Annotated in this window: 11 protein-coding genes; 8 read left to right on the top strand and 3 right to left on the bottom strand. The window is 71.1% G+C overall.

Going from position 1 to position 12,705, the window contains the following annotated elements:
• Nucleotides 1–113: 113 nt before the first annotated feature.
• Entirely contained in the window at nucleotides 114–281 is a 168-nt protein-coding gene (locus tag ACFYY8_RS01625; protein WP_352009783.1) for a hypothetical protein, read from the top strand.
• Nucleotides 282–370: 89 nt separating this feature from the next.
• Here ACFYY8_RS01625 and ACFYY8_RS01630 read toward each other — a convergent pair whose 3' ends face one another.
• Entirely contained in the window at nucleotides 371–2,116 is a 1,746-nt protein-coding gene (locus ACFYY8_RS01630; RefSeq protein WP_390036063.1) for a gamma-glutamyltransferase family protein, read from the bottom strand.
• 130 nt (nucleotides 2,117–2,246) lie between these two features.
• Between ACFYY8_RS01630 and ACFYY8_RS01635 the strand changes: the two genes are divergently transcribed.
• The 4 genes from ACFYY8_RS01635 (at nucleotide 2,247) to ACFYY8_RS01650 (ending at nucleotide 5,140) form a co-directional block, all read left to right on the top strand.
• On the top strand, nucleotides 2,247–3,380 hold the full coding sequence (locus tag ACFYY8_RS01635) for a sensor histidine kinase (protein WP_390036065.1): 1,134 nt from the start codon (nucleotides 2,247–2,249) through the stop codon (nucleotides 3,378–3,380).
• The gene (locus ACFYY8_RS01640; protein WP_352009786.1) at nucleotides 3,377–4,024 is read left to right on the top strand and encodes a response regulator transcription factor; all 648 of its coding nucleotides are present in this window, start codon (nucleotides 3,377–3,379) and stop codon (nucleotides 4,022–4,024) included. The genes ACFYY8_RS01635 and ACFYY8_RS01640 overlap by 4 nt, the downstream gene beginning before the upstream one ends.
• An 86-nt stretch (nucleotides 4,025–4,110) precedes the next feature.
• Nucleotides 4,111–4,722, top strand: a complete 612-nt coding sequence (locus tag ACFYY8_RS01645) for a Uma2 family endonuclease (RefSeq protein ID WP_390036068.1) — start codon at nucleotides 4,111–4,113, stop codon at nucleotides 4,720–4,722.
• 118 nt (nucleotides 4,723–4,840) lie between these two features.
• Nucleotides 4,841–5,140 (top strand): hypothetical protein, encoded by a 300-nt coding sequence (locus ACFYY8_RS01650; RefSeq protein WP_352009788.1) that lies wholly within the window; start codon nucleotides 4,841–4,843, stop codon nucleotides 5,138–5,140.
• Between the two features lie 184 nt (nucleotides 5,141–5,324).
• On the opposite strand, the gene ald is transcribed toward ACFYY8_RS01650, so the two are convergent.
• Together ald and ACFYY8_RS01660 are read right to left on the bottom strand one after the other, a co-directional pair.
• Nucleotides 5,325–6,440, bottom strand: coding sequence for an alanine dehydrogenase (gene ald / locus ACFYY8_RS01655; RefSeq protein ID WP_390036070.1), 1,116 nt, complete (start codon nucleotides 6,438–6,440; stop codon nucleotides 5,325–5,327).
• Nucleotides 6,441–6,555: 115 nt separating this feature from the next.
• Nucleotides 6,556–7,950, bottom strand: a complete 1,395-nt coding sequence (locus ACFYY8_RS01660; RefSeq protein ID WP_390036072.1) for an aspartate aminotransferase family protein — start codon at nucleotides 7,948–7,950, stop codon at nucleotides 6,556–6,558.
• A gap of 287 nt (nucleotides 7,951–8,237) precedes the next feature.
• Here ACFYY8_RS01660 and ACFYY8_RS01665 point away from each other — a divergent pair, with 287 nt between their 5' ends.
• From ACFYY8_RS01665 to ACFYY8_RS01675, 3 genes are all read left to right on the top strand, one after another.
• Entirely contained in the window at nucleotides 8,238–9,584 is a 1,347-nt protein-coding gene (locus ACFYY8_RS01665) for a M20/M25/M40 family metallo-hydrolase (RefSeq protein WP_390036074.1), read from the top strand.
• A 96-nt stretch (nucleotides 9,585–9,680) separates the two neighbouring features.
• Nucleotides 9,681–10,442, top strand: a complete 762-nt coding sequence (locus tag ACFYY8_RS01670) for an ATP-binding cassette domain-containing protein (RefSeq protein ID WP_390036076.1) — start codon at nucleotides 9,681–9,683, stop codon at nucleotides 10,440–10,442.
• Entirely contained in the window at nucleotides 10,439–12,700 is a 2,262-nt protein-coding gene (locus tag ACFYY8_RS01675; RefSeq protein WP_390036078.1) for a YhgE/Pip domain-containing protein, read from the top strand. Before ACFYY8_RS01670 ends, ACFYY8_RS01675 begins: the two co-directional genes overlap by 4 nt.
• The last annotated feature ends 5 nt before the right edge of the window (nucleotides 12,701–12,705 follow it).

Raw genomic sequence — 12,705 nt, forward strand, 5'->3', positions numbered from 1 at the left:
CCCGGTGGTCCTGTCTTCAGCATCACCCACCGAATACCCAAGCACCATGGATGCCTACGAAAGTGACACGAACCGGTAGTGACGCGGTCATGGATGTCGCTAGAGTCAGCCCCATGTCTGAACCTCAGATGGACCCTGCGGGCAACACCCAGCAGTTCAAGGCGTTCGCCCAGCGTAACGAGCCCGAGGCCGCGCCCGCCGGGCGGTCGCTGCTCACCCCGATCCTGATCGTGGTCGGAGTTCTGATCGTGGCGGTCCTGGCCTTCCTCCTGTTCCGCTAGGGCCACTCCCCCGGAGTCACCCTGACAGAACGCAGCGCCGACGGCATTCGCCATCGGCGCGTTTCGCGTTCTCCGGGGCCGAGAGGTCGTCAGCGGCGCCCGCTCACCACCAGCGCGCTGCCGCCCCCTCGCCTGACCGGCTCCGCGACGGCCTGGACCCTGCCGCCGCCGAGGAACTCAAGGCCGGTCGCCGCGCCGATCTCCGGGTTCAGCACGAGACTGTGGCCCCTGGCCGTCAGTTCGGGGCCGTAGCGGTCGATGAAGCCCTGCTCCGCCTGGGTCTGCGCGGTGTTGCGCTGGGTGGCGCGCGGCGCGGCCAGCGCCTGGGGCAGCGTCATGCCGAGGTCCCAGCGGTTGACCAGGATCTGCAGCACCGTGGTGATGATCGTCGAACCGCCGGGCGAACCGACCGCCAGCAACGGCTCACCGTTCTTCAGCACGATCGTCGGGGCCATCGAGGAGCGGGGCCGCTTGCCGGGACCCGGCAGGTTGGGGTCGCCGGGGGCCGGGCCGAAGGTGAAGTCGGTCAGCTCGTTGTTGAGCAGGAACCCCCGCCCCGGGACGACGATGCCGTTGCCGCCGGTGGACTCGATGGTGATGTTGTAGGCCACGACGTTCCCCCACCGGTCGGCCACCACCAGGTGGGTGGTCTCCGGCCCCTCTGCGGGAATCGGCTTCGCACTCTCCTGCGGTACGGCCCGGCACGCCCCGTAGGAGCCGTCCGGGTCACCGGGCGCGGCCGGGGCGGGGATCGCCCGCTCCCCGATCAGGCAGGCGCGTTCCTTGGCGAACCCCTCGGACAGCAGCTGCTCAAGCGGCACGCCGGGGATGTCGCCGACGTACTTCCCCCGGTCGGCGAAGGCCAGCTTGGAGGCCTCCAGGTACTCGTGCACCCCCACTCTGGGCACCGCCCCCAGGATGTTGAGCGCCTCCCCGACCGTCGAACCGCCCGAGGAGGAGGGCGCCATGCCGTAGACGTCCATGTCCTTGTAGGTGACCTTGGTCGGCCGGCGTTCCACCGCCCGGTAGGCGGCCAGGTCGGACAGTTCCATCAGGCCGGGCCGTACGGTCCTGGTCGAGCCGGGGGTGACCGGCGGCCGTTTGACCGTGGCCACGATCTCGGCGCCGAGACGCCCGCCGTACAGCCAGGAGCCGCCGCGCCTGCCGAGCTGCCGGTAGGTCTCGGCCAGCTCCGGGTTGCGGAAGGTCGAGCCGACCGCGGGCGGCGCACCCCCGGGGAGGTACAGCCTGGCGGTCGAGGTGAAGTCCTTGAACCGGGCGGCGTTCGACGCCGTCTGATCGTGGAAGGTCTGGTCGACCGTGAACCCCCGTGAGGCGACCTCGATCGCGGGCCTGAGCGCCTGACCGAGCGAGAGGGTGCCGAACCTTCTCAGGGCCAGCTCCCACTGCGCGACGCTGCCCGGGACCCCGGCGGACAGGCCGCTGGTCACCGCGTCGTCGAACGGGACGCCCTCCAGCGAGGAGGACCGCATCGCCCTCGGCGCCGTCTCCCTGCCGTCGATGGTGTGCACTCTGCCGTGGCGGGCGTCGTAGTAGACGATGTAGCCGCCCCCGGCGAGCCCGGCCGAGTAGGGCTCGGTGACACCGAGCGTGGCCGCGCCCGCGACCGCGGCGTCGATCGCGTTTCCGCCCCTGCGCAGCACGCCGAGCGCGGCTCTGCTGGCGTCCAGGTCCACGGTCGCGACCGCGCCGCCGTACCCCTCGGCGACGGGTTGTTTCTCCTGCTGCGGGGCCGCGGTGGCGGGCCGTACGAGCAGGACGGAGCTTCCCGCCAGAATCGCGGCGGCGAGCACGGTTGAGCCTCGACTGATCATGTTGGCCTCCCGCAGCCCAGCTTGACTCAGTTGACCGCCCATGTCAGCCCCCTCCTACGCCCGGCGGTGTAGTGCCGTCTGCCGCGGGGGGCGGACGCGCAGGTCAGGGCCGGGACGTAAAGTGCTCACCGTGCGCGTCACCCGCCTTCCCCTCCCGCTGCTGCCGTTCCTGGTGGCCGTCGTCCAGGTCGCGGGCAGCACCGGGGCCCAGTGGAACCAGGTGCACAGCGCCGGGCTGATGCGGGTCCCGCTGGACGCCGTGGGATACGCGCTGCTGCTGGCGGGCCCCCTCGCCCTGGCCGTACGGCACCGCAACCCCGTCGTCAGCCTGGCCGTGACCCAGGTCGCGACCTGGGCGTACGTCGTCCTCGGATACTCCTACGGTCCCGTCTTCGCCAGCCCGGCCATCGCGCTCTACTGCGCCGTCTCCGCCGGGCACCGCAGGGCCGCCTGGCTGACCGGCGGGCTGATGTACGCCTTCCTCCTGTCCTACGCGGCCTGGGCCGCCAACCTGCCGATCCCCTCCTGGTACCACAACCTGGCCGTGGCGGCCTTCATCGGCGTGGTGCTGGCGGCCGGTGAGTACACCAGGGCCAGGCGCGAGCGGATCGCCGAACGGAGGCGGGTCGAGGCCGAGGAGTCCCGGCGGCAGGCCAGCGAGGAGCGCCTGACCATGGCCCAGGAGCTGCACGACGTGCTGGCGCACAACATCTCCCTCATCCACGTGCAGGCCTCGACCGCGTTGCACCTCATCGACGACCACCCCGAGCAGGCCCGTACCGCGCTCACCACGATCAAACAGGCCTCCAAGGACGTGCTGACCGAGATGCGCTCGGTGATCAGCGTGCTCCGCGAGGGCGCCCCCCGCTCCCCCACGGCCGGGCTCGACCGCCTCGACGAGCTCACCGGACGCGCCGAGCACGGCGGCCTGACGATCGAACGGCAGATCGAGGGCCGGGTCAGGGCACTGCCCCCGGGGACCGACCGGGCCGGGTACCGCATCGTCCAGGAGACCCTGACCAACGCCGCCCGGCACGCCCCAGGCTCGACCGTCACCGTGCTCCTGCGGTACGGCCCGCGTGAGCTGCTGATCCGGGTCACCGACACCGGCGGCGTCGGCGCGGCCGAGCCTCTGGGCGGCGGCAACGGCATCCCCGGCATGCGCGAACGCGCCACGGCCCTTGGCGGCACCCTGTCCTCGGGTCCGCACGGACGGGGTTTCCGCGTCGAGGCCCGGCTGCCGATCCCGGAGGAACCCGCATGATCAAGATCGTTCTCGCCGACGACCAGGCACTGGTCAGGGCCGGGTTCCGCGCCCTGCTCGACGCCCAGCCCGGGATGACCGTCGTGGCCGAGGCCTCCGACGGCGCCCAGGCGCTGCGCCTTGCCGCCGAGCACCGGCCCGACGTGGTGCTGATGGACATCAGGATGCCGGGCATGGACGGCCTGACCGCGACCAGGGAGATGCCCCCGGGGCCGAGGATCATCATCCTGACCACCTTCGAGCTCGACGAGTACGTCTTCGAGGCGCTGCGCAACGGCGCCAGCGGGTTCCTCGTCAAGGACACCGAGCCGGCCGAGCTCATCCAGGCCGTCCGCGTCGTCGCCGCCGGGGACGCGCTGCTGTCCCCCGGGGTGACCCGCCGTCTGATCGCCGAGTACGCCAGCCGGGCCAAGGCGCCGCACCCCTCCCAGGACCTCTCCCTGCTCACCGACCGCGAACGGGAGGTCCTCACCCTGGTCGGCACCGGCATGACCAACGACGAGATCGCCCAGCGGCTCTTCATGAGCCCCGCGACCGCCAAGACGCACGTCAGCCGGACCATGATGAAACTACACGCCCGCGACCGCGCCCAGCTCGTCGTCATCGCCTACGAGTCCGGCCTGGTCCGCCCCGGCTGGCTGTGATCGTTTTCAGGGAAAACCCATGCCCGCACGGCATGTCGGCGATACCCTGCGTGTTCCCAAGGACACGAAGGGAAACAATCGTGCTCATGATGTCACGACGGCGCCCCGCCACTCTGAGGCCCACTCCCGAAACCGCGTCCCACCCCCTGCCCGGGACGCCACGCGAACTGTTCGAGGCCCTCCCCCAGCTTCCCGGGCTTCGCACCGAGATCATCGACGGGAGACTCATAGTGAGCCCGGTGGGCACCCCCGAACACGGCTGGACTGCGACGCTTCTTTCCTACGAGCTGCATCCTCTGGTCAGGGAGCGCGGCTGGCATGCCTACACGGGCAATGTCGACGTCTGCATCGACGGGCCTCGCGACCCCGTGGAGCCCGACTTCGTCCTCGCCCCGCCCGACTGCCCCCGCTGGGGGGAGCGGGAGCTCCTGTCGTCCGGCCTGATCATGGTGGCCGAGATCGTCTCGCCCGGCAGTGTCGCCGACGACCGTGACAGGAAGCCCGGCATCTACGCCCTCGGTGAGATCCCGGTGATGGTCATCATCGACCCCGTGGCCACCCCGGCGACCGTGACGGTCCTCAGCGACCCCAAGGAGGGGGCCTACCTGACCTCCACCCGGGTCGCGATGGGCTCGCCCGTGCACCTGCCGGAACCGGTCGGCTTCACGCTGGACACCTCGGTCTTCGTGCGCTCCTGAGCGGGTCGTATCCACCCCGGCCCCGGGTACGCCCGGCGCCGTACGCCGTGATGGGACGTGGGGGCGATTGCCCGTCGCGTCCCGCGCGGAAGGGTGGAGGCGTCGAAGGAGGTAGGAGATGAACGTTCTCGCCGTGGGTCACGAGGTCGTCGCGGCGGCTCCGCCGTGGGGGTGGCACGTGCCCTGGTGGCCGGTCTTCCCGGTGTTCTGGGTGCTGGTGTGGGCCGGGGTCGCGACGCTGGTGGTGCGGGCCCGGCGCCGGGGCCTGGGGCCGTGGCGGCGCCCTGAGGTCCAGACGCCCCAGGAGGGCACGACGGCGGCGGCCGAGCGGATTCTCGCCGAGCGGTACGCCAGGGGCGAGCTCGGCGCCGAGGAGTATTTCGAGCGGATGTCGGTGCTCAGAAGCGGCGCTCTCTGAGAAGCGCTGGCACCTGAGAACAACCCGGCCGTGACATTCCGCCGTTCGAACTCGGCACGATATGCGGGGAATTGGCGTCCGAAAACGGCTTTCCTGCGTGGAACCGAAGCGCGGGGCCGTACCCGGAGAGGGGGGCCGTGTCCCGCGCGCCGGGAGCGCGGGGCACGGTCACGGTGTGGAACGGTCAGTCGGCGATGACCTGCGAGACCGGGGTGTACGGCAGGCCGAGGGACTGGGCGACCTGGTCGTTGGTGAGCAGGCCGGCGTGGGTGTTGAGGCCCAGCGCCAGACCCGCGTCCTGCTGGAGAGCCGACTTCCACCCGAGGCCCGCGAGCTTGACCGCGTAGGGCAGCGTCGCGTTGGTCAGGGCGTAGGTGGAGGTGTTGGCCACCGAGCCGGGCATGTTGGCCACGCAGTAGAAGACCGAGTTGTGGACCCGGTAGGTCGGGTCGGCGTGGGTGGTCGGCCTGGAGTCCTCGAAGCAACCACCCTGGTCGATGGCGATGTCCACCAGGACCGAACCCGGCTTCATCCTGGAGACCAGCTCGTTGGAGACGAGGGTCGGCGCCTTGGCCCCGGGGATCAGCACGGCGCCGATGACCAGGTCGGCCTCGAGGACCTCCTTCTCGATGGCGTAGGAGGTCGAGACGAGGGTCTTCAGCCGCCCCTGGTAGACCGCGTCGATGAAGCGCAGCCGGTCGACGTTGAGGTCGAGGACGGTGACGTCCGCCCCCATGCCGACCGCGATCTGCGCGGCGTTGAGACCGGAGACGCCGCCGCCGATGACGACGACCTTGGCCGGGGCCACACCGGGCACGCCGCCGGGCAGCACGCCCCTGCCGCCGTTGAAGCGCATCAGATTGTAGGCGCCGACCTGCGGGGCCAGGCGGCCCGCGACCTCCGACATCGGGGCGAGCAGCGGCAGGGTGCCGCCGACCTGCACGGTCTCGTAGGCGATGCCGGTGACCTGCTGCTTTAACAGGGCCTCGGTGCACTCGGGGCCCGCGGCCAGGTGCAGGTAGGTGAAGAGCACCTGCCCCTGACGCATGCGGTGATACTCCTCGGCGATCGGCTCCTTGACCTTGAGGATCATGTCCGTCTCGCCCCACACCTCGTCAGCGGTGTCGAGGATCTTGGCTCCGGCGAACAGGTACTCCTCGTCGGGCAGGTGCGAGCCGAGACCCGCGCCGCGCTGCACGTAGACGTCGTGGCCGTGTCGTACCAGCTCGTGGACGCCCGCCGGAGTAGCGGCGACGCGGTACTCGTGGTTCTTGACCTCGGCAGGCACGCCGATCTTCATAATCGGTCCTTTCAGCTTCCAAAGGATGTCACCGCATGGCCCGCTGAACGTGGTGACGTTTCAGCGAATGCCGTGACGATTGGGTGAGATCCATTGTGCTGCTGCCAGGGTGAAGTCAGAGCCGATTCCACGCTTCTGTCAGGACCGACCGCAGAATCGACTCGATCTCGTCGAACTCCTTGGGTCCGCAGATGAGCGGCGGGGCGAGCTGGATGACCGGGTCGCCCCGGTCGTCGGCCCGGCAGTACAGCCCGGCCTCGTACAGGGCCGAGGACAGGTAGCCCCGGATGAGGCGTTCGGACTCCTCCAGGTCGAAGGTCTGTTTGGTCGTCCTGTCCTTGACCAGTTCGATGCCCCAGAAGTAGCCGGATCCGCGCACGTCGCCGACGATCGGCAGGTCCCGCAGACGTTCCAGGGTGGCGCGGAAGACCGGCTCGTTGCGGGTCACGTGGCCGAGCAGGTCCTCGCGCTCGAACAGGTCGAGGTTGGCCAGGGCCACGGCGGCGGAGACCGGGTGGCCGCCGAAGGTGTAGCCGTGGGCGAACATCTCGGTGCCGTCCTTGAACGGCTCGAAGAGGCGCTCCGAGGCGATCATGGCGCCGATCGGCGAGTAGCCGCTGGTCATGCCCTTGGCGCAGGTGATGATGTCGGGGACGTAGTCGAACTTCTGCCCGCCGAACATGGTGCCGAGGCGGCCGAAGGCGCAGATGACCTCGTCGGAGACGAGCAGGACGTCGTACTCGTCGCAGATCTCGCGCAGGCGCTGGAAGTATCCGGGCGGGGGCGGGAAGCAGCCGCCCGCGTTCTGCACCGGCTCGACGAAGACGGCGGCCACGGTGTCGGGGCCCTCCATCTCGATGGCCCTGGCGACGCGTTCCGCGGCCCAGTGGCCGTACTGCTCGGGGGTCATGCCGGGCACGCCGGTGATCTCGTCGGCGCGGTAGTGGTTGGTGTTCGGCACCCGGATCGAGCCGGGGACCAGGGGCTCGAACATCTGCTTGAAGGCCGGGATGCCGGTGATCGACAGGGCGCCCTGGGGGGTGCCGTGGTAGGCGATCTGACGGCTGATGACCTTGTGCTTGAGCGGCCTTCCGGTGATCTTGAAATACTGCTTGGCGAGTTTCCATGCGGTCTCCACGGCCTCGCCGCCACCGGTGGTGAAGAAGACCCGGTTGAGGTCGCCCGGGGCCTGCTCGGCCAGCCGCTGCGCCAGTTCCGCGGCCTTGGGGTGGGCGTAGGACCACAGCGGGAAGAAGGCCATCTCCTGCGCCTGCTTGGCCGCGGCCTCGGCCAGTTCGCTGCGGCCGTGGCCCGCCTGGACCACGAACAGCCCGGCCAGGCCGTCGAGGTAACGCTTGCCGTGGATGTCGTAGACGTAGCTGCCCTCGCCTCGCACGATCATCGGCATCTCCGCGTCCCGATAGGAGCCGTGCCGGGTGAAGTGCAGCCACAGGTTGTCCTGCGCGGCCTTCATGATCGAGGCGACGTCGGTGTTTTCGGGGTGGTTCATGGCGATCTTCCCTTGATGAGCTGGGCTCCCCACAGTCTGCACGCCGAACATCACCTTGCCAAGTGAAAACGTGGCAACGGACTGCAATGACATCGGAATCCGCAATGACTTCCCGTGACATCAACGAAATCCGCGAGCATGACCCATGCCGCTCCGGCCTCCGGGTTCCGTCCCACGGAATGAGACGCGAAACCATTGGACGATGGAAACGGACACCAATGACGAAGGGTCGTCCACTCGTTGTGATCCAATAGGACGGACCAGATGTTGAGATGCGAGGGAACGTTGTGACTCCTGACGAGATCGAGGGCGCCGTCGCCGCGGGACTGCCCCAGGCGGTCGAGGACCTCAAGCGCCTCGTCGCCATCCCCTCCGTGGCCTTTCCCGGCCACCCGGAGGAGCCGGTGTTCGCCGCCGCCGCGGTGACCGAGGAACTGCTGCGCAGTACGGGGCTGCCGCACGTCCAGCAGATACCGGTCCCAGGGAGCTTCCCCGCCGTCTACGCCGAGGCCCCTGCTCCGCCCGGCGCGCCGACCGTCCTGCTGTACGCGCACTACGACGTGCAGCCCGCGGGCGACCCCGCGCTGTGGCGCACCCCGGCCTTCGAGCCGACCGAGATCAACGGCGCCATCCACGGGCGCGGCGCCGCCGACGACAAGTCCGGCGTCATCACGCACGTCGCCGCGCTGCGCGCCTTCAGGGGCCGTTTCCCGGTGGGCGTCAAGGTGATCGTCGAGGGCCAGGAGGAGTACGCCGGGGAGCGCCTTGAGTCCTTCATCGAGCACAACCCCGAGCTGGTCCGCGCGGACGCGATCGTGGTCGCCGACACCGGCAACCCCCGCGTCGGCGACCCGGCGGTGACCACCTCGCTGCGCGGCATGGCCGCCTTCACCGTCGAGGTGCGCACACTGCGCGAGTCGCTGCACAGCGGCTCGTTCGGCGGTGCCGCCCCCGACGCGCTGGCCGCGCTGATCCGGATGCTCGCCTCCCTGCACGACGACCACGGCGACATCCGCGTCCCCGGCCTGCCCCGTGGCACCTTCCTGGGCGCCGGCCCCTCCGAGGAGGACTTCAGGGCGACGGCGGGCGTGCTCGACGACGTCTCCCTGGTCGGCTCGGGCTCGCTGGCCGACCGGCTGTGGGCCTCCTACGCCATCACGGTCACCGGTCTGGACGTGCCGACCGTCTCCGGCGCCATCAACGCCGTCCAGCCCGTCGCCAGGGCGCGGGTGACCGTACGGGTGCCCCCGGCGGGCGACCCGAAGGCCACGACCGACGCCGTGCTCGCCTTCCTGCGGCAGGTCGCCCCCTGGGGGGTCAGGGTGAGCTTCAGCGACCACGTGCTCGGCTCCGGCTTCCTCGCCGACACCGGCGGCGTCGCCCGTTCCGCGCTGAACCGGGCCATGGAGCGCGCCTACGGCAGGCCGCCGCGCGACGTCGGGGCGGGCGGTTCGATCCCGCTGGTCTCCACGCTCGTCAGGCAGTTCCCCGCGGCCTCGATCCTGCTCTTCGGCGCGGAGGACGACGACGCCTCGATCCACGCGCCCAACGAGCGTGTCGTCATCGAGGAGCTGCGCCGTACGATCACCACGGAGGCGCTCTTCCTTGAGGAGTACGGCTCCGCACCCTTCTGACCTGCGGTGATGTGAAAGGCCCCGCCCGGGAACGGGCGGGGTTTTTCATTGTGTTACTTTTTGTACTGACTGGTCAGTTTGAAAAATGGAGGCGAGATGTTCACCGGGGTGGCGGTGCGCGCCGACGGTCTTTCCCTCAAGGGCGGGCACGGCTGGGTCTACCGCGAGGTCACCGCCGAGGCCGCCCCCGGCGTGCTCACGGCCGTCGCCGGGCAGGCGGGCAGCGGGCGCACCAGCCTCCTGCTGACCCTGGCGGGCCGGATGAAACCCACCTCGGGCACGCTCACGGTCGCCGGAAGGCACACGCCCAGGACCATCAGGCGGGTGGCCGCGCTCGGCCTGGTCGACGGGGTCAACGACCTGGAGCCCGCGCTGTCGGTCGCCGAGCACCTGCGCGAGCGGGCACGGGGACCGCTGGGGTCACGGCGGGGCGGACGGCAGGAGACACGGGCGGGCGCCGCGCTCGAACTGGCCGGCCTCGAACGTTCCCCCGGCGACAGGACCCTGGTGCGCGCCCTGGACCGCGAACAGCGCGTACGGCTCGGCCTCGCCCTCGCCCTGCTCGACGAGCCGGGATTGCTCGTCCTCGACAACGTGGACACCGGGCTCGACGCGGGACGGCGCGCGGCGCTCTGGGCGACGCTCACCGAGCTGGCCGCGCTGGGACTGACCATCTTCGCCGCGTGCACCGAGCCCCCTGAGCCCCATGAGCCCCATGGGCTTCCGGCGGCCCCGGAACCCCCCGAGGTCCCCGAACCCCCGCAGGCCGGTGGAACCCTCGAAACCACCACGACCCCCGGGGACGCCAAGGCGCGCCCGGTCGAGACGCTGCGCCTGCCGGGCCAGGAGGAACGATGAGATCACTTCGGCTGGGCGACCTGGAGCTGCGGCGCTTCACCCGGTCACGGCTGACCAGGGCGGCGCTGGCGGGGGTCGTGATGCTGCCGCTGCTGTACGCCGGGCTGTACCTGTGGTCGTTCTGGGACCCGCAGGGCAACCTCGGTGACATCCCGGTCGCGCTGGTCGTCGAGGACCGGCCCGCGACCGTGGACGGGAAGACGGTCGACGCGGGCCGGGAGCTGGCCGACAGGCTGCGTGAGCGTGAGATCTTCGACTGGCACACGACCGACGCCCGGCAGGCCCTGGACGGCGTCAACGACGGCCGTTTCTACCTGTCGCTGACCATCCCCGCCGACTTCAGCGCCAGGCTCGCCTCTCCCTCAGGGGAGGGCGCCCCGACCCCGGCCGAGCTGGGCGTGCGGGTGGACACCGGCCGCAGCTACGTCATGCGCACGATCTCCGACGCGGTGTTCGCCGAGGTCAGGGAGTCCGCGGGCCGTACGGCGCTGAAGGACTACTGGGACCGGGTCTTCGTCTCCTTCGGTGAGCTGCACGAGGCGACGGCCAAGGCCGCCGACGGCGCGGGCGAGCTGCGTGACGGCGCGGCCAAGGCGGGCGAGGGCGCCTCCGCCCTGGACACCGGTCTCGACAAGGCCAAGGACGGCACCGGCAAGCTCGTCAACGGCCTGAGCGGCGCGAACGCGGCGACCGGCAAGCTCTCCTCAGGGGCGGCCGAACTGGCGGGCGGGCTGGGCAAGGCGCGAGACGGCGCGCGCGAACTCGGCCGGGGCCTGGACAGGCTCGGCGACGGCGCGAAACGGGTCGCGGCGGGCAACGCCAAGGTCCACCGGCAGGTCCGCGCCCAGATCGCGGCGCTCGACAGGGCGGCCGGCGAGCTGACCAGGCTGCTCAACGCCAACGGCGCGCGGCTGCGGTCCCTGGCCCAGGCCGTCGAGCGGGACGCGGCTCTGCTCGCGGACGGCTCGGGCGGATCGGGCAGGCAGGTCTCCGGTCAAGCCGCGCAGCAGGCACGGCGGCTGCAGAACTGGATCGCCGCCAACCCGGAGGCCGACTCCGCGCTGCGCGGCATCGCCGACCGGCTCTCCGCCTCGACCCAGGCGGGCGAACCCTCGGGCCCCGCACACGACGGACAGGCCGCGGCCAGGCTGCGACGGGACGCGCGGCGTGTCTCCGAACTCGCGGGCCGCGCCGCCGAGATCGCCCCCTCCGCGGGTGCCCGCCTCGAACGGGCCAGGAAGGCCGTGAAACAGCTGGAGGCGGGCCTCGGCGAACTGGCTGCGGGCTCGGCCAAGGTCAGCGCCGGACTCGGCAAGGCGGGTACGGCCGGCGATCGGCTCACCTCCGGCCTGACGAGGCTCGGCACCGGAGCCGACCGGCTCAGCCAGGGCCTGTCCCGGCTCGACGGCGGCATCGTCAGGCTGAGCGACGGCGCGGCCAGGGTGGACAGCGGCGTCGGCAGGCTGAGCCGGGGCGCCGGAGAACTGAACGACGGCCTCGGCAAACTGGCCGACGGGTCGAAGGAGCTGAGCGACAAACTCGGCGAGGGCGCGGCCCGCATCCCCGACTACGACGGGGACGAACGCGCGCGGCGCACCGACATGATGAGCGAACCGGTCAGGCTGGCCAGCCAGGTCCTCAACCGGGTGCCGAACTACGGCACCGGCTTCGCGCCCTTCTTCGTCCCGCTGGCGCTGTGGGTCGGCGCGATGGTGAGCTACATGGTGCTGCGCCCGCTCAACCCGCGCCTGCTCGCCGGTACGGCTCCCGCCTGGCGGATCGCCCTCGCCGGCTGGCTTCCCGGGCTCGCCCTGGGCGCGGCGCAGATCGGCGTGCTGCTGGCCGTGATCAGGTTCGGGCTCGGCATGGAGGCCGCGCACTGGGCCGGGGTCGTGGGCGTCCTCCTGCTGACCACGGCGGCGTTCCTGGCGATCGTGCAGGCGGTCAACGCCCTGCTCGGGCCGCCGGGACGGGTCGCGGTGCTGGCGCTGCTGATGCTCCAGCTCACCTCGGCCGCGGGAACCTACCCCATCGAGACCTCACCGGGCTTCTTCAGGGCGATCTCGCCGTGGCTGCCGATGAGCTGGGTGGTCAGCGCGCTGCGCAGGCTGATCAGCGGCGGTGACCTGACCGTCGCCTGGCAGGCCTGCGGGGTGCTGGCCCTGTTCACCCTCCTGGGCCTGGCCCTGAGCGTCTACGCGGTGCACCGGGGCCGTACCTGGACCATGCGCCGCCTGCACCCGGAGCTGGCGCTGTGACTACG

It is taken from the genome of Streptosporangium sp. NPDC001559 (assembly GCF_042893955.1).
Lineage (GTDB): Bacteria > Actinomycetota > Actinomycetes > Streptosporangiales > Streptosporangiaceae > Streptosporangium.

Bases quoted from the DNA above. Each gene is read 5' to 3' on its own strand.
- ACFYY8_RS01625 (WP_352009783.1), top strand. From the start codon at position 114: ATGTCTGAACCTCAGATGGACCCTGCGGGCAACACCCAGCAGTTCAAG.
- ACFYY8_RS01630 (WP_390036063.1), bottom strand. From the start codon at position 2,116: ATGATCAGTCGAGGCTCAACCGTGCTCGCCGCCGCGATTCTGGCGGGA.
- ACFYY8_RS01640 (WP_352009786.1), top strand. From the start codon at position 3,377: ATGATCAAGATCGTTCTCGCCGACGACCAGGCACTGGTCAGGGCCGGG.
- ACFYY8_RS01645 (WP_390036068.1), top strand. From the start codon at position 4,111: ATGATGTCACGACGGCGCCCCGCCACTCTGAGGCCCACTCCCGAAACC.
- ACFYY8_RS01650 (WP_352009788.1), top strand. From the start codon at position 4,841: ATGAACGTTCTCGCCGTGGGTCACGAGGTCGTCGCGGCGGCTCCGCCG.
- ald (WP_390036070.1), bottom strand. From the start codon at position 6,440: ATGAAGATCGGCGTGCCTGCCGAGGTCAAGAACCACGAGTACCGCGTC.
- ACFYY8_RS01660 (WP_390036072.1), bottom strand. From the start codon at position 7,950: ATGAACCACCCCGAAAACACCGACGTCGCCTCGATCATGAAGGCCGCG.
- ACFYY8_RS01670 (WP_390036076.1), top strand. From the start codon at position 9,681: ATGTTCACCGGGGTGGCGGTGCGCGCCGACGGTCTTTCCCTCAAGGGC.
- ACFYY8_RS01675 (WP_390036078.1), top strand. From the start codon at position 10,439: ATGAGATCACTTCGGCTGGGCGACCTGGAGCTGCGGCGCTTCACCCGG.